This is a genomic window from Rhodopseudomonas pseudopalustris, from assembly GCF_900110435.1.
Lineage (GTDB): Bacteria > Pseudomonadota > Alphaproteobacteria > Rhizobiales > Xanthobacteraceae > Rhodopseudomonas > Rhodopseudomonas pseudopalustris.
On record NZ_FODT01000001.1, the window covers coordinates 153,357 to 169,277 of the forward strand.

General features: G+C 65.9%; 16 protein-coding genes. 5 read left to right on the forward strand and 11 right to left on the reverse strand.

What is annotated here, in order from left to right; all coding sequences use genetic code 11:
* Window positions 1-398: 398 nt before the first annotated feature.
* The 3 genes from BMY71_RS00725 to BMY71_RS00735 are packed head-to-tail and all read right to left on the reverse strand — an operon-like array spanning window position 399 to window position 3,423.
* Window positions 399-1,658 (reverse strand): adenosylmethionine--8-amino-7-oxononanoate transaminase, encoded by a 1,260-nt coding sequence (locus BMY71_RS00725; RefSeq protein WP_092681039.1) that lies wholly within the window; start codon window positions 1,656-1,658, stop codon window positions 399-401.
* A complete protein-coding gene (gene bioD / locus BMY71_RS00730) occupies window positions 1,658-2,296 on the reverse strand; it encodes a dethiobiotin synthase (protein WP_092681041.1) in 639 nt (212 codons plus the stop codon). The genes BMY71_RS00725 and bioD overlap by 1 nt, the downstream gene beginning before the upstream one ends.
* Window positions 2,293-3,423: an 8-amino-7-oxononanoate synthase gene (locus tag BMY71_RS00735; RefSeq protein WP_092681678.1), complete on the reverse strand. Its 1,131-nt coding sequence runs from the start codon at window positions 3,421-3,423 to the stop codon at window positions 2,293-2,295. The genes bioD and BMY71_RS00735 overlap by 4 nt, the downstream gene beginning before the upstream one ends.
* 259 nt (window positions 3,424-3,682) lie before the next feature.
* Here BMY71_RS00735 and BMY71_RS00740 point away from each other — a divergent pair, with 259 nt between their 5' ends.
* Window positions 3,683-4,216: an AAA family ATPase gene (locus BMY71_RS00740; RefSeq protein WP_092681680.1), complete on the forward strand. Its 534-nt coding sequence runs from the start codon at window positions 3,683-3,685 to the stop codon at window positions 4,214-4,216.
* Between the two features lie 50 nt (window positions 4,217-4,266).
* Here BMY71_RS00740 and BMY71_RS00745 read toward each other — a convergent pair whose 3' ends face one another.
* A complete protein-coding gene (locus tag BMY71_RS00745) occupies window positions 4,267-5,658 on the reverse strand; it encodes an ATP-binding protein (protein ID WP_175557572.1) in 1,392 nt (463 codons plus the stop codon).
* Window positions 5,655-6,314 (reverse strand): response regulator, encoded by a 660-nt coding sequence (locus BMY71_RS00750; protein ID WP_092681043.1) that lies wholly within the window; start codon window positions 6,312-6,314, stop codon window positions 5,655-5,657. The genes BMY71_RS00745 and BMY71_RS00750 overlap by 4 nt, the downstream gene beginning before the upstream one ends.
* Window positions 6,315-6,417: 103 nt before the next feature.
* Here BMY71_RS00750 and dsbD point away from each other — a divergent pair, with 103 nt between their 5' ends.
* The 3 genes from dsbD to BMY71_RS00765 are packed head-to-tail and all read left to right on the forward strand — an operon-like array spanning window position 6,418 to window position 9,559.
* Entirely contained in the window at window positions 6,418-8,220 is a 1,803-nt protein-coding gene (gene dsbD, locus BMY71_RS00755) for a protein-disulfide reductase DsbD (RefSeq protein ID WP_092681045.1), read from the forward strand.
* Window positions 8,221-8,246: 26 nt separating this feature from the next.
* Window positions 8,247-8,879: a DsbA family protein gene (locus BMY71_RS00760; RefSeq protein ID WP_092681047.1), complete on the forward strand. Its 633-nt coding sequence runs from the start codon at window positions 8,247-8,249 to the stop codon at window positions 8,877-8,879.
* A 5-nt stretch (window positions 8,880-8,884) separates the two neighbouring features.
* Window positions 8,885-9,559, forward strand: a complete 675-nt coding sequence (locus BMY71_RS00765; RefSeq protein ID WP_092681049.1) for a L,D-transpeptidase — start codon at window positions 8,885-8,887, stop codon at window positions 9,557-9,559.
* 15 nt (window positions 9,560-9,574) lie between these two features.
* Here the strand turns inward: BMY71_RS00765 and BMY71_RS00770 are convergent, their stop codons facing one another.
* Genes BMY71_RS00770 through BMY71_RS00785 form a run of 4 tightly spaced genes read right to left on the reverse strand, consistent with a single transcriptional unit; the run spans window position 9,575 to window position 13,743 of the window.
* Complete coding sequence (locus tag BMY71_RS00770) at window positions 9,575-10,846, reverse strand: NAD(P)/FAD-dependent oxidoreductase (protein ID WP_092681051.1); 1,272 nt, start codon at window positions 10,844-10,846, stop codon at window positions 9,575-9,577.
* Window positions 10,847-10,901: 55 nt separating this feature from the next.
* The gene (locus BMY71_RS00775) at window positions 10,902-12,164 is read right to left on the reverse strand and encodes an NAD(P)/FAD-dependent oxidoreductase (protein ID WP_092681053.1); all 1,263 of its coding nucleotides are present in this window, start codon (window positions 12,162-12,164) and stop codon (window positions 10,902-10,904) included.
* The gene (locus BMY71_RS00780; RefSeq protein WP_092681055.1) at window positions 12,161-12,607 is read right to left on the reverse strand and encodes a c-type cytochrome; all 447 of its coding nucleotides are present in this window, start codon (window positions 12,605-12,607) and stop codon (window positions 12,161-12,163) included. Before BMY71_RS00780 ends, BMY71_RS00775 begins: the two co-directional genes overlap by 4 nt.
* A 44-nt stretch (window positions 12,608-12,651) precedes the next feature.
* Entirely contained in the window at window positions 12,652-13,743 is a 1,092-nt protein-coding gene (locus BMY71_RS00785; RefSeq protein ID WP_092681057.1) for a YeeE/YedE family protein, read from the reverse strand.
* Between BMY71_RS00785 and BMY71_RS24725 the strand changes: the two genes are divergently transcribed.
* Window positions 13,736-13,900 (forward strand): hypothetical protein, encoded by a 165-nt coding sequence (locus tag BMY71_RS24725; RefSeq protein WP_175557573.1) that lies wholly within the window; start codon window positions 13,736-13,738, stop codon window positions 13,898-13,900. The two genes, BMY71_RS00785 and BMY71_RS24725, sit on opposite strands and share 8 nt — an antisense overlap.
* 26 nt (window positions 13,901-13,926) lie before the next feature.
* On the opposite strand, the gene BMY71_RS00790 is transcribed toward BMY71_RS24725, so the two are convergent.
* Both BMY71_RS00790 and soxC read right to left on the reverse strand, forming a co-directional pair.
* A complete protein-coding gene (locus BMY71_RS00790) occupies window positions 13,927-14,655 on the reverse strand; it encodes a c-type cytochrome (protein WP_092681059.1) in 729 nt (242 codons plus the stop codon).
* Window positions 14,639-15,916, reverse strand: coding sequence for a sulfite dehydrogenase (gene soxC, locus BMY71_RS00795; protein ID WP_092681061.1), 1,278 nt, complete (start codon window positions 15,914-15,916; stop codon window positions 14,639-14,641). Before soxC ends, BMY71_RS00790 begins: the two co-directional genes overlap by 17 nt.
* Window positions 15,917-15,921: the final 5 nt, after the last annotated feature.

Genomic DNA, 15,921 nt, shown 5'->3' on the forward strand with positions numbered 1-15,921 from the left:
CCAAAAAGTCGCAAGCTGCATCACACCCTGAACGCAAATGATGCCTGACAGAGACTTGCAAGCTCTGTAAAGTGAACTTTACATCAACGATCATCAAGTTGACCCTCCCGGCATGACCCACACCTCGGACTCGCGCTTGCGAACATGCGAGCATTGCGGCGGCGAAATGAAGCTGCTCGGCCGCCTACCCCGGCGCACGCATCAGCCGTCCAAGACGGTCTTCCGCTGCTCCCAATGCGATAACGTCGTGCAGGAGCAGGTGTAGCTCTTTCTCACTTCCCGTCGCTACCAGTCACAGCCGTTCCGCTTCACGCGGACTCGCGCGCGACGCGGCGCAACGACGCACACAATTTTTCCACGTCGTATTTCGGCAGGAAGTAAGTGGCGCGGGAACGGGTTCACCCGATCCCGTCCGCGATCTCGCCGATGGCGTCGTAGACCAGATCGAGATCGGCTTCACTGCTGCAATAGGGCGGCATCAGGTAGATCGTATTCCCGAGCGGTCGGACGAGCAGGCCACGCTCACGGAAACTCTGGTGAAGAGAGGGACCAATATTCGCCATGTAGCCGGCGTCGCCCGCAACGACGTCGAGCGCAGCGATGGTGCCGATCTGGCGAACATTCTTGAATCGCCGGTCGTCCCGGAAGCGGTCGAGCCTTGTCGCGTGCCAAGAGGCCAACCGCGTGATGCGCTCCATGACCGGCTCGGTGTCCCAGATCTCCAGATTGGCCAGAGCCGCCGCGCAGGCGATCGGATTCGCGGTGTACGAACTCGAGTGGAAGAAGGTCCTGGTTCGATCGGTCGAGTAGTGCGCGTCGAAAATATCGGCGCGACAGAGGGTGACGGCCAGCGGCAGTGAGCCTCCGGTCAGCCCTTTCGAGTAGCAGGCGATATCGGGCGTGATACCGGCCTGCTCACAAGCAAACAGGGTGCCTGTCCGGCCCCATCCCGTCATCACTTCATCGGCGATGAAGAGAACGCCGTGGGCTTGGCAGATCCGCTTCATCTCCGCGAGGACCCAGGGTGGATAGATCAGCATGCCGCCGGCGCCGAGGATCAGCGGCTCGGCGATCAGCGCGGCGACGCCGCCATTGCGGCAGGCGGTCTGCAACGCATCGAGCGTGGCCTGCTCGTGATCGGCCGAGGGAAACGGCAGGCGGTCGACCTGAAACAGAAGCGGATCATACGGCGCATTGAACACGCCACGTTCGCCGACCGACATGCCGCCGATCGTGTCGCCGTGATAGGCGTCCTGCAGCGCCAGAATGCGGCTGCGGTTCTCGCCGCGATGCCGCCAGAAGCCGAGCGCCATCTTCAGCGCGACTTCGACCGAGGTCGATCCGCTGTCGGAGAAGAACACGTAGTCCAGCTCCGGCGGCGTGATTGCGACAAGTCGCCGCGCAAGCTGCTCCGCCGGCGCGTGGGTGAAGCCGGCGAAGATCACCTGATCGAGACGATCCGCCTGATCCTTGATCGCCCGCACGATATGCGGATGGCGATGACCATGGGTCACGACCCACCAGGACGAAATCGCGTCGAAGATCCGGCGGCCGTCGGCGGTCTCCAGCCATGCGCCCTCGCCCCTGGCGATCAAGGTCGCTTCGGGCTGCACGGCGTGCTGCGTGAACGGATGCCAGACCGGTGACGTCGATTTCATCAGGCGGTTTCTTTCAGGAAGTCTGCGGTGTTGAAGTTGCGCGCAAAGGCCGCAAGCAGCGCCTCGCTGGTCAATTGCGCGAGATGCGGCAGGCGACCCAGCCGCCGCGCACGCCCGAGCTCGACGATGATACGCTCGGACTCGGCGTTTTCGTCGCCGATAAAGGCAATGCCGAGCAGCGGAATCGCGCGCGCGCGCAGCGCCTCGATCGACAGCAGCGTGTGATTGATAGTGCCGAGTGTGGTGCGCGCGCAAAGCACCACCGGCGCACGCCACGTCGCAAACACATCGATGTAAGTGACATGGCGGGTCAGCGGCACCAGCAACCCGCCGGCCCCCTCCACCACCAGCGGCCCATCCGTGTCCGGCAGGACCAGCGCCTCCGGGTCGATCGCAACGCCGTCGATCTCGGCCGCCAGATGCGGCGAGGCCGGCGTGGTGAGCCGATACGCCTCTGCTAACAAGCGCGTTTCAGGTAGGCCGGACAGACGAAGCACCGCCAGCCTGTCGGTCTCCTCGTCGAGACCGGCCTGAACCGGCTTCCAATAGGTCGCCTCGAGCGCCCCGGCGAGCGCGGCCGAAAACACCGTCTTGCCGACGCCGGTGTCGGTCCCGGTCACAATGATGGGTGTCGTCATGCGGCTTTCCGGATGTCTTCAGCGAGCGCTTCGAACAAATCTGCGACGTTGGTTTCGTCGACATTCGTGGTCAGCGCAATGCGCAAGCGCGCGGTGCCTTCGGGCACGGTCGGCGGGCGGATCGCGCGGACATCGAAGCCCTTGCGTTGCAACGAGGCAGCGACCGCAACGGCTGCCTGGTCGGCGCCGATGATCACCGGCAGAATATGCGAACCCGAGGGTTCGATGGCGCAACGACGGCGAAGCTCGCCGCCCGCGAACTGAACCAGACGCGCCAATCGGTCGCGGCGCTCGGGATTGCTCCGCGACAATTCGAGCGACGCGCGCGTGATCGCGGCGATCAGCGGCGACGGCGCGGTCGCGAAGATGAACGGGCGAGCCCGGTTGACGAGAAAATCCCGGATCGTTCGGGGCGCGAGGATGAAGCCGCCGACCGTCCCGAGCGCTTTGCCGCAGGTGTGCAGTGTGACGACATTGTCGCGGCCTTCGAAACTTGCGGCGAGCCCCCGGCCCTGCGGCCCGAGCACGCCGGTCGCATGCGCCTCGTCGATCACCATCATCGCCTCATGGCGCTCCGCGACGGCGAACAGCGCAGCGAGGTCGGGGCTGTCGCCGTCCATGCTGTAGATGCTCTCGACCGCAATCCACGGCCGGCCCTTGCCGCCGGCCGCGCGCCAGCGGCTGATCGCCGCGTCGAAGGCGTCGACATCATTATGCGCCGCCGCCACGCATTCGGCGCGGCACCGGCGCAGCCCCTCGTGAGCGCTGGCATGGATCAATGCGTCGTGGACGACCAGATCCCCGCGCTGCGGCAGCGTCGAGAAGATCGCCAGATTGGCGACGTAACCGCCGCCGAAATACAGCGCGGTCTCGGCGCCGAAATAGGCCGCGGCCTCGGCTTCGAGGGCCTCATGCTCCGGATGATTGCCGCGCAACAGCCGCGATCCCCCCGACCCCACCGGCACGCCACGCGCCACCGCGTCGGCGGCGGCGCCTCGCAATTCGTCGGATTCAGCGAGGCCGAGATAGTCGTTCGACGTGAAATCCAGTCCCGCGCGGTCGCGCAGCCCGCGCAGCCGGCCTCGCCCTGCGAGCCCGCGCAGATCGGTCTCGAACGCCTCGTGCATGATCCTCGTCTTTCCACTCGCGCGGGGCACGCCCATCCGCCAGGAGAGCGGTGGAAGCTCCGTCGCAACAAATCCGTCGCCGACGGATTCGCCTCATTCACGCGTGACCGTCAACCCGCGTCCGGCGTTAGGCTGATCTTCCGTCGCTGATTGGCGCATGCTTGTCCATCGCAGGCACAAGACGACGCCCAATCCATGAAATTGACCGCCGGAAGCCGCTATGGCACCCGTCGAAACGATCAGACCAGGAGCGCACAAGATGTTCAGACCGGAAGAGATCGTGATCCTGACAGGGACACCTGGTTCAGGCAAAACGACCGCCGCGAACAGCATCACGCAACTGCCGGGCAGCCCGAAGGTCCACCTGCATTCGGACGATTTCTGGCACTTCATCAAAGCAGGCTCGATTCCACCGTGGCAACCCGAAGCCCACGGCCAGAATGCGACCGTGATCGACGTCTTGGTCGGAGCTGCGGCCGGCTATGCCAAGGGCGGCTACTTCGTCCTGGTCGACGGCATCATTGGCCCCTGGTTTCTGGACGGGTTCCGACAACTCGAAGCTGCGCCGCATTACATCGTGCTTCGTCCGGATCTTGACGAGGCGATCCGACGATGTCGCGAACGAGGGGGTGACACACTTTCGGATCCCGCCCCAATTTCTGCGCTGTATCAGCAGTTCGGGAATTTGGGCGCTTTTGAAGGCCATGCGCTGTCTGTTGCAGGTCTCAGCGTCGACGACACCTGCAATGCAATCGGCGAGGCGGTCGAGAGCGGGCGCTTCCGGCTGAAATAGACCCGAGACTGTTCGGGCGAGAGTGTCCGCTCAGGATTTCGAAGCGGTCATCAGACGGGTTCAGTCAGTTTTTGGGCCCTGCCCCTCGCCACCTCGGCTCCGCTATCCAGCGCGCGCAGTTTGATCTCGGCCTGAAAGCCACGCCGGTCGTGGCGATTGCCGATCTGCAGGTCGGCGCCGGTGCGGTCCAGCGCCAGCGACGTGATCGCGAGGCCGAGGCCGCTGCCGATCGCGGACTTGTTGCGGCCTCGGAAGAAGCGCTGGCCGATCTTCGGCAACTCGTCTTCCGGCACGCCGGGACCGGTGTCCTCGATGACGATCGATCGCGGAGACGCGCCCGCTCGCCACCGCACCTCGCCGGCGCCCTGCATGTGCTGGATCGCGTTCTCGTGCAGATTGCGGATCGCGAGTTCGAGACATTCGCGATTGCCGCTCCAGGTCACCCCGGTGAGATCGTCGTCGATCACGACGGCGACGCCGTCGGGACGCGGCGTCATCCGCACGACGTCGTTGATCACCGCCCGCATCGGGAGGCGGCCATGATCGTCGGTCTCGGCACGGGCATCGAGGCGGGCGAGGGTCAGCAACTGGCGCACCAGCCTCGTCGCGCGATCGACCGCCACAAGGATCTGCTGCAGCGCGGCTCTCGCGACAGCCGGATCGGTTGTCGCCAGCGCGACCTGCGCCTGGGTCTTCAGTCCGGTGAGCGGACTACGCAGTTCGTGCGCCGCGAAGGCGGTGATCTCGCGCTCGTGACGCCGCGCCAGCGCGACCTTGTCGAACAGCGCGTTCAACGCGGTGGCGAGCGGCATCACCTCCGACGGCGTGCGGCTGGCGTCGACCGGGCGCATGTCGTCGGCGTCGCGGCCGACCAGATCGGAGGCGATCGCCTGCAGCGGACGCAGACCCCGGCCGACGCTGATCCAGATCAGCAGGCCCAGCAAAGGCGCAATCAGCAACGCCGGCCACAGCAACCCTTTGATCAGATCGGCGACGAGTCGCTCGCGCAGTCCGAGCCGATCGCCGACCAGCACGCGAAAGCCCTTGGCGGCGTCCTCCGTGGCATAGACCCGCCAGGTTTCGCCGTCGATCTGCCGCTCGGAAAATCCTGCGTTCTGATCGCTGAGCCTCTGTTCCGGCGCGCCGCTCGAGCGCCCGATCATCCGGCCCTGGATCGACCACACCTGGCACGACAGCTGCCGCTCGTAATTGCCGGTCACCGCGGGCGCGGACGAAAGCTCGGGGAGCGTCTCCGGGACGTGCCCCTCGATGCTGCCGACCAGCGACACCACCATGCGGGCGGCCTCCTGCAGCCGTGTATCGAGGACGTTCTCCAGCTCGCGCTGACTGCTCGCGTAGATCCAGATCACCGCCGCGATCCAGACGATGCCGGTGGCGCCGAGCAGCACGAAGAACAGCCGAACACGCAGCGATCCGATCATAGCGGTTTCATCCGATAGCCGATGCCGCGGATGGTCTCGATCGCGGCGCGTCCGAGCTTGGCGCGGAGATTGTGAATGTGGACTTCCACGGCGTTGCTTTCGATCTCGTCGCCCCAGCCGTACAGCCGCTCCTCGAGTTCGCCGCGCGAGCGCACCACTCCGGGCCGCTCCATCAGCGCGTGCAGCACCGCGAATTCGCGGCGCGACAGCGGCACCGGCGCGCCTTCCAGCGTGGCGTTGCGATCGGCGGGAAACAGACGGATCGCGCCGTGCTCGAGGCAGGTCGCTGCCCGGCCGTCGCGGCGGCGAATGATCGCGCGCAGCCGCGCGCCGAGTTCGTCGAGATCGAACGGCTTGCCGAGATAATCGTCCGCGCCGGAATCGAGCCCCGCGATCCGGTCGCCGACCTCGTCGAGCGCGGTCAACAGCAGCACCGGGGTCGTGTCACCGCCGGCGCGCAGCTTGCGCAGCAGATCGATGCCGCTGCCGTCGGGCAACATGATGTCGAGCACGACGGCGGAAAAACTGTTTGCGGAGAGCGCCGTGACGGCATCCTCGCAGGTCGCGACGCAATCGATGCTCGCGCCGGCGAGCGCCAGGCCGGCGCGAATGCCATCCGCGATCATCGCGTCGTCTTCGACCACCAGGATTCTCATCGCAAGGTCCTCGTCATGGGCACCGCTCTCGGCTGCGAGTCTTAAGGCTGACTTAAGGTGGGCCACGACAGTGCCGACCTTCCAGTCAGGCACCGGGGAACTCATGGCCGACCGCATTGTCCGCATTGTTATCCTGCTCGTCGCGATCGCGGCAGGCGTCGAGGCAGCGTATGCCGCCAACGCCGCGCCGTTCCAGCTCAGCGCCCAGCCCGGCGCCAACGGCCTCGATCTGACCTGGCGCATCGCCTCCGGCGATTATCTCTACCGCGACAAGATCGTCGTCACCACCGCCGATGGCGCCCGCGTTGCGGTCCAGACCCCGCCTGGCGAGCTCAAGGACGATCCGAATTTCGGCATGACCGAGATCTATCACCGCAGCGTGACCGCGACGGTCCCTGCTGACGCGGTGAAGAGCGCGAGCCGCTTGATGGTGACGTATCAGGGCTGCGCCGAGCGCGGCATCTGCTATCCGCCGATGACCGCAAGCGTCGATCCCGGCACCTATCAGGTCTCAGCCGCGGATGGAGAAACGCCGGGCGAAGGCCCGGCCCGGCCATCGGACCTGCCCATTATTCCACAACTCGCCGAGCCGGCGGGCGCGCCGGCATCGGTCGCCGCATCGGTGCTGCCGTCGATGACGCAGGGCTGGTTGCCGCTGCTGCTCGCCTTCGCCGGGTTCGGTCTGCTGCTGGCGTTGACCCCCTGCGTGCTGCCGATGATCCCGATCGTCGCCGGCATGTTGACCCGGTCCGGCCCCGGCATCTCGCCGGCGCGCGGCTTCGCGCTGGCCGCGATCTACACCCTGGCGATGGCGTCGGCCTACGCCGCGTTGGGCGTCGCGGCGGCATGGTCCGGGCAGAATCTGCAAGGCGCGTTGCAGGCGCCGCTGGCGCTGGCCGTGATGGCGTCGATCTACGTCGCGCTGGCGCTGTCGAGCTTCGGCTTGTTCGAGCTGCCATTGCCGGCCGGGTTCGGCGGCAACCTCGCCGGCCGGCTGAACGGCCGCGCCGGGCCGTTGCTCGGCGCTGCGGCGCTCGGCTTCACCTCGGCGCTGATCGTCGGACCATGCGTCACTCCGCCGCTCGCTGCGGCGCTGCTCTATGTCGCGCAGACCGGCGATGCGCCGCGCGGCGCCGCGGCGCTGTTCGCGCTCGGCCTCGGCATGGGATTCCCTTTGATCCTGGTCGGCCTGTTCGGCGCCGGCGTGCTGCCGCGGTCCGGCCCCTGGCTGGTGACGATCCGCAAGCTGTTCGGCTTCGTGTTTCTCGGCCTCGCGGTCGCGTTGATCTCGCGGGTGTTGCCCGGCGTGGTGGCGCTGCTGTTGTGGGCCGGCATCGCGTTCGGTCTCGCCGCGTTTCTCGGCGCATTCGACCAGCTCGACCGGCTCGGCGGCACGCTCAGACGTGCAGGCAAGGCGGCGGGTCTCGCCGTCTTCGTTTACGGCGCGACGCTGATCGTCGGCGCCGCCGGCGGCAGCGACGATCCGTTGCGGCCGCTCGCGGTGTTCGGCGCCGACCCGACGCCGGCGACCGCGATCGTCGCCCGGACGGTGACCTCGATGCCCGCGCTGGACCAGGCGATCAGCGATGCACGGGCGCGCGGCAAGCCGATCATGATCGATTTCACCGCGGAGTGGTGCACCTCGTGCAAGACCATGGATCGCAACGTGTTCGGCGATCCCGCCGTCCGGCAACGCCTGAAGGACGTCGCGCTGATCCGCGCCGACGTCACCAAAACCAACGCCGACACCGCGGCGCTGATGAAGCGCTTCGACGTCGTCGGCCCGCCGACCGTGGTGTTTCTCGATCAGCGCGACGGCAGCGAAATCCCCTCCGCCCGCACCATTGGCGAAGTCTCCGCCGACGCGTTCTTCCAGACGCTCCAGCGCGTCGGTTCGTCGTCCTAACCACCTCTCTTCTCACAGGAGCAACCATGAACCGCAGACAGTCCCTGATGATCCTTGGCGGCATCGCGACCTTGCCACTTGCGAAATTCTTCAGCACCCCCCCGGCCTGGGCCGAAGGCATCAACCCCAACGCGATCCTGAAAGACCCCGATGCGCCGGAGTCCGGCAACCCAAAGGGCAACCTCACGATCGTGAACTATTTCGACTACAACTGCCCGTACTGCAAACAGTCCGAGCCCGACCTCGAACAGGTGGTGCGCAACGACGGCAACATTCGCCTGATCTACAAGGATTGGCCGATTCTGACCGAGGCGTCGGTGTATGGCGCACAGATCGCGCTGGGCTCGAAATATCAAGGCAAGTATCACGCTGCGCATACGGCGCTGATGACCATCCCCGGACGCGGGATCTCCAAGGATCAGATGCGCGACGCCGTGGCCGCCGCGGGCGTCGACATGACGCGGCTGCAGGGTGATCTCGATACACATGGCGACGCCATTACGGCGCTGCTTCGCCGTACGCTGACGCAGGCCAACGCGCTGGGGCTGCAGGGAACGCCGGTGTATCTGATTGGGCCGTTCAAGGTCGCCGCCGCGCTCGACGCCGCCGCCTTCAAGAAGGTGGTCGATCAGGCGCGTGCGCGCCCGCCCGCAAAGTGAGCCGCATGACGATTGCTGTTTCGTTATCGATGCCGCTCCGGTTGTTTGCGCTCGCCGGCATTGCCGTCGCGCTCGGCGGCTGCGTCACGCGGTCCGAAGCCGAGCTGGGCCTTGCTCCATTGACCAGCACCGTCGCCCCGGCGGTCGCTGCGCGCTACGCCGCGATCGACACCGACAAATACCCGATCCCCGGCGTCGACCCGAGCGAGTTGCAGCCGGCCTATGTCCGGCAACTGGTCGCGTACAAGACCAACGAGCCGCCGGGGACCGTCGTGGTCGATCCGCGCCAGCGCTTTCTCTATCTCGTGATGGAGGGCGGCGAGGCGCTGCGCTATGGCGTCGGCGTCGGCAAGGCCGGGCTGGAATTCACCGGCACCGCTAATGTCGGACGCAAAGCCGCGTGGCCGAATTGGACGCCGACGCAGGGCATGATCGCGCGCGAACCGCAGCGCTACGGCAAATGGGCAAAAGGCATGAGCGGCGGCGCCAACAATCCGCTCGGCCCGCGGGCGCTGTATCTGTTCAAGGACGGCAAGGATACGCTGTACCGGATTCACGGCACCACGGAGCCCGAGACGATCGGCACGGCGGTCTCGTCCGGCTGCATCCGGATGCTGAATCAGGATATCATCGACCTCTACAGTCGGGTGCCGAAGGGCTCGAAAGTCGTCGTCAAATAGCGCCGCGCCGTTCGATCAGCCGAAAATATCCGTCGTCATGCCGGCGTACCAGCCGGCCGCTTCGCGCGCCTGCTTGGCGCGGAGCTGCGGAGTTTCGTCGAGCTGCGAGGTGTACGGATCGGACGCCACGATCTTGCCGTCCTGCGGCGCGTAGCGCGCGCCGTTCTTGACCGCGTCGTCGGGCGCAATGCCGCTCCAGCAATGGTTGGTGAAGCGCACCGGCATCCGCCGCTCGCCGAGCAGTTCGGCGCGCAGGATCATCGCCGCGGCCTTGGCCTCGTTATTGGCAGCGAAGCCGGATTTCGGAAACTCGCCGCCGACCGCGGAGTCGCCGATCACCTGGATCAGCGGATCGATCCGCGACGTCATGGTCTCGGCGTAGACAGGGCAGAAGCCGCTGTCGTCGGCGAGGCCGGCGTCGCGGCCGAGCCGTCCGGCGATCTGCGGGGGAATGACGTTGACCAGCGACGCCTTGTGGGTCTCGAAATCAGTGGTCACCGTCATCGCCTTTGGATCGACCGCCTTGATGCCGCCGTGGATGGTCGGGTCCTGCCACTCGATCATGCCGGTGTAGTGGCGCTCCCAGCCGTCGATGAACAGCGTCTGCATCGCGAAGTGATCCTTGGCGTCGAGGATTACGATGCGGGCGTTCTTCACGCCACGGCTCTTCAGCGCATAGGCCATCATCGAGGCGCGTTCATACGGCGCCGGCGGGCAGCGATACGGGTTCGGCGGCGCGATGATCACGATCAGAGCGCCGTCCGACAGCGCATCGAGGCGGCTCTTCAGCAGCTTGAATTGGGCGCCGCCGCGATAAGCGTGCGGCATCAGCTCGGCCGCAGCTTCGGAATAGCCGGGGACCGCATCCCAGCGGAAATCGATGCCGGGCGACAACACCAGCCGGTCGTAGGCCAGCCGCGCGCCGCCTGCGGTGCGCACCTGTCTGGCGTCGCGGTCGATTGCGGTGACGCTGTCGAACACCATGCCGACGCCGCGCGCGGCGATCGCCTCATAGCCGAAACTCAACGTCTCGAACGATTTCAGCCCGCCGAGAAACAGGTTCGACGTGAACGGCGTCACATAAACGCGGTTGGCTTCGACCAGCGTGACCTCGACGGCATCGTCGCCGTGGCGCAGATACTTCGCCGCGGTCGCGCCGCCGGCGCCGCCGCCGACCACGACGACGCGCGGCTTCGCCTTGGCGATCGCCGGACAAGCGAGCAGCGCGGTGGTCGCCGCGGCCGCGCGGATCAGGCCGCGACGGCTGATCAGGTTTGGTTTCGGCACGTCATGTCTCCGAACGGGAAACGCAAGCCGGCGCGGCGCGCCGACTTGCGTGGTCTCAGGTGAAGATGTCGGCGGTGATGCCGGCATACCAGCCCATGTTCTCTTCCGCCGTCTGGAAGCGAACGCCTGCATCCTCGCCGGTCTTGGAGACGAAGCCTTCGACTTCGACAATGGCGCCGTCCTTCGGCTCGTAGCGGCCGCCGACCTTGACGGTGTCGTCCTTCGCCAGCACCGACCAGCAGGTGTTGGCATAGCGCGTCGGGAAGGTGCGGGTGCCGGTGAGTTCGCCGCGCACCGCATTCGCAACCACCTTGGCGTGGCTGTTGGCGGAGAACGCCGACTTCGGCATCGCGCCTGCGATCGCAGCATCTCCGAGCACGTAGATGTTGGGATCGATCGTCGACTTCATGTTGGTTGCATCGATCGGGCAATATCCGGTTTGATTGGCGAGGCCGGCATCGCGGGCGATCTTGCCGGCCATCTGCGCCGGGATGACATTGATCATCGCCGCCTTGACGGTCTCGAAGTCCGTCGTCACCGTCATCGCCGATGGATCGACCGACTTGACGCCGCCGTGCATCTTCGGGTCCATCCACTCGACCATGCCGGGATAGTGCTTCTGCCAGCCTTCCTGGAACAGCGCCATCTTGGAGAACTTGTCCTTCGGATCGATCACGATGATCTTCGACCTGGTGTGGCCCTTGGCCTTCAGCACCTTCGCCATCATCGACACCCGTTCGTACGGGCCGGGCGGGCATCGATACGGATTCGGCGGCGCCAGCATGACGATGGTTGAGCCATCTTCGAGCGCGTCGAGCTGCTTCTTGACGAGCAGGGTCTGCGCGCCGGGCTTCCAGCCGTGCGGCATGATTTCGGCGGCAGCCTCCGAATAGCCGGGAACGGAGTCGAACTTGATGTCGATCCCGGGCGCGACCACCAGCCGGTCGTAGTCGAGCACACTGCCGTCGGCGAGCCGAACCTGCTTCTTGTCGCGATCGATCGTGGCCGCCATCTGGCGGACGTGCTTCACGCCGTAGCCGCCGAGCTTGTAGGGCTGGGTGATCGACTCCATGCTGCGCATGCCGCCGATCACCAGATTGGAATGGAAGCAGGTGATGAATTTCTCCAGCGGCTCGACCATGGTGACGTCGATCGCGCCCTGTGAATCGCGGGCAACGTATTTCGCCACGGTGGCGCCGCCCGGCCCACCGCCGATCACGACGACGCGCGGCTTCACCTGTGCGCGCAGCACCCCCGGCATGGCGATGAAACTTGCGGCCAATAGGCCGGTCGAGAACTGGCGTCTGCTGATGGTCATTTGGTTCCCTCCATGGACGGTGTCAGTTCCCGGGCATTCTCGGCCCGGGCTGTGCTGCGCTCTGATTGTTCTTGTTCGAGGCTGCCGAAGTAGCTCGCGAGCGCGGCGATCTCCTCGTCATTGAATTTGGCGGCGATGGCGCGCATCACCTGATTGTCGCGAACCTTGTCGCGATACTCGCTGAGCGCGCTGATCAGCTCGGGTTCGGCCCGGCCGACGATCGACGGAATGCCGTCGAAGCGACCGCTGAGCTGATGGCAGGTGACGCATTCGCTCGACAGATACTCGCCGAGCTCGCGGTCGCCGGCCGCGGCATGGCCGGCAACGACGCACAGCGCGGCGACAGCGCCGATGGCGCGCAGCCCCGTGCGAATGCCGCGGATCGGACGCTTCGCTTGTGTCGTCCGCACGGCGCACGGCCACATCTGGCCATTTTCGGCCATTCGGTTTCCTCTCGAGTCGTTTCCTACCTGACTTCTATGCCGACTTAGTTGCCGGTCTGTTTTGGCGACAGCGCAGGCGCAGGCGCCGCAGCTTTCGCATCGATCAGAGTATGTGTGGCCAGGGCGCCGAGCCACATCGTCGCCAGGGCGAGCCAGGCCGTCACCGCGAAAATCGAGCCACCAGTCACGCCGGCGCCGACAGCGCAGCCTCCCGCCAGCATCCCGCCGAAACCCATCAGGAAAGCGCCGGCGGCGTAGCGCCCCATGCTAAGCCCATCATGGAAGCCCTGAAGCTTCCATTCCCGACCGATCACCGCGGCGATCAACGAGCCCGCGAACACGCCCGGCACAAGCCCGATATCGAAGCCGAGCGGAACCGACGGCGAATTGATCAGGCCCATCAACGTATCGGCCGACGGACCGGTGAAACTCACGCTCTTGACCGTGGTCGGCTCGAACACGTGCAGCGACAGCGTGTAGGTCACCAGCCAGCCCGCAGTGACCGCGAGGCCGACGCCGAGCGCTGCGAGCCCGGTGACGATGCCGATGCGGTTGCGCCACGCCAGCCACAACGCCAGGCCGAGCCCGAACACGCCGAGCGACGCGCCGGCGAGCGGCCCGACATGGGCGACAGTCAGCAGATTGCGCGAAGCGCCGCCCGGCAACGTCCACAATTGTGAGAGCGTCTCGCGCGCCGGCGACAGCACGCCGCGCAGCGACGCCTGCGCCACGATCGTCAGGATCAGTCCGGTGACCAACGCCCGCAGATTTCCGGTTCCCGACAACACCAGCAAGCGGCTGGCGCAGCCTCGCGACAGGATCATGCCGGCGCCGAACATCAAGCCGCCGATGACGGCGCCGGACAGGCTGCCGGTCGATGCGAGCTGCCGTGCCTCGGAGACGTCGAGGATGCCGGTGGAAATCGCCGCCTGCGTCGCGGCCACCGCCGCGGAGAACGTCAACAACCAAACCGCGAGCTTGGGGCCGAACGACGCTTCGGAAAACTCGATCACCGCCGCACGCAGACAAAACCTGCTCCGCTGGGCGCATGCTCCAAACGCAAGGCCCACCAGCAAACCGCCAGCGGTCAGCGCGTAGATTTCGCCGAAGCGTTCGATGACCTGATCGATGGACAAGGATGTTTTCCTCAGCGCCGCGCGTCACGCGGGCAAGCCTATCGCGGAATTATCAGATTGTGTTTCGATGCTCCGATCCGGCATTGATCTGGCGCAACCGGTCAGCGTTGCGCGGCGAGATTTCGTGACTGTTACTGAACTAAACGCGACGCGCTGACGCCGGATGTACTCATCATCAGTTCGTCAATCCACTTTCGGCCCGGCCTTTTCGTCCGGCGTGACGTCGACCGCGATTGCGCGGCCGATCACCTTCGGCGCCGGGCCGCAGTCCTTCATGCACGGCGCTTTGTTCCAGAACTGTTTCTCGGAAGTGTCACGGTCGTCGCCGTAGAAGCCGGCCGCATTCGGCATCTTGACCTTGGCGAGCGTGTTCTGGTTGAGCTCGAAATCCGGATCCTTGATCACGTCGTTCATGTTGAGCAGGTAGGCGGTGAGCGCATAGGCTTCGTCGGCGGTGAGCGAGCGCGCATTACCGAACGGCATCGCACGGCGGATGTAATCGTAGACCGTGGTCGCATCTGGCCAATAGGAGCCGATGGTCTTGTCGGGCCGGTCGGCCTTCAGCGTGCCGAGCCCGCCGGACAACACCGGATAGCGGCCGACGCCTTCGCCGAATTCGCCGTGGCAGGTCGAGCAGCGCTCCTGAAACAGCGCATCGCCTTCCTTCGCGGTTCCCTTGCCGGGCGGCAGACCGAGACCGTCGGGACGCACATCGGTGTCCCACGCATGAATTTCCTCCGGCAGCGCCGGACGACCGAGACCCAACTTCACCGGCATTGGCGGCGGCGCCGTTGGGGTGGCGACGGCTTTCGTTGCTTTCGGCGCGGCCTTCTCGGCGATCGCCTGGCTCAGCGGCAGTGCCACCGAGGCGGCGACGGCGAGATACGCGACGAGACTAAGCGATCTCGACATTTTCAGTCACTCCGTCCGGATGCACGAGCCAAGTCTGGATGCCGTTGTTGTGATAGATCGAGTTGACGCCGCGGACCTTGCGCAGCTCGGCCTTGGTCGGCTGTACGTAGCCGGTCTCGTCGATGGCGCGCGACTGCAGCATCAGTTCCTGACCGTTCCAGTCGAAATCGACGTAGAAACGCACCAACGACTTGTCCAGCACCGGTCCGTCGATCCGCGCCTCACGCCAGTTCCGACCGCCGTCCATCGTGACGTCGACGCGCTTGACGGTGCCGCGGCCCGACCAGGCGACGCCGCTCAGCACGTTGCGGCCCTTGAACTTCAGCGGCGCTTGCGGCGACGGGTTGGTGATCACCGACTTCGCATCCATCACGAAGGTGTATTTGCGGGCGCGGCCGTCGGGCATCAGATCGGTGTATTTCGAGGTTTCCTCGCGGGCCTGCCAGGGCTGGTCGCCGGCTTCGATCCGGCGCAGCCATTTCACCCAGAGATTACCCTGCCAGCCGGGGATCACCGCGCGCAGCGGATAGCCGTTCTCCGGGCGCAGCGCCTCGCCATTCATCGCGAACGCGATCAGCACGTCGTCGAGCGCCTTCGCAACCGGCAGCGAGCGATTCATGCCGGCGCTGTCCGCGCCCTCCAGCATCAGCCATTTCGCGTTCGGCTTCAGCCCGGCCTGTTCGAGCAGCACCTTCAGGGGCACGCCGGTGTACATCACGTTGTGGATCATGCCATGGGTGAACTGGCAGCCGTTGAGCTGCGCGCCGCGCCACTCCATGCCGGAGTTCGCCGCGCATTCCAGGAAGTACACCTTGTTGACCCGCGGCATCCGCTTGATGTCGTCCATGGTGAACACCATCGGGGTGTCGACCAGGCCATTGATCATCAGCCGGTGCTCCGCCGGGTTGATCTCGGCGACGCCGCCGTGGTGGCGCTCGAAACACACGCCGGACGGCGTGATGATGCCGTCGATCGCATGCAGCGGCGTGAAATTGACCGAGGATTCCGGCGAGGCGGTGAGCCACGACACGTCGCGGCGGATCACATCCTTTTCGAACTTGGACGGAACGCCATAGGGCTTCTTGTCGACGCCGTCGCCGAGATAGCGATTCCAGTCCTGCACCTCGGTGATCGCCGGGTCCGGCTTCGCCGCCTCGCCCGCCTTCGCCGCGAGGGGTAGCAATACGCCGGCGCCCGCAAGGCCTGCTGCGCCGAGAAACCGGCGGCGATCGAGGATGTCGGAGGGAGGCTTCTGACTCATGCCGG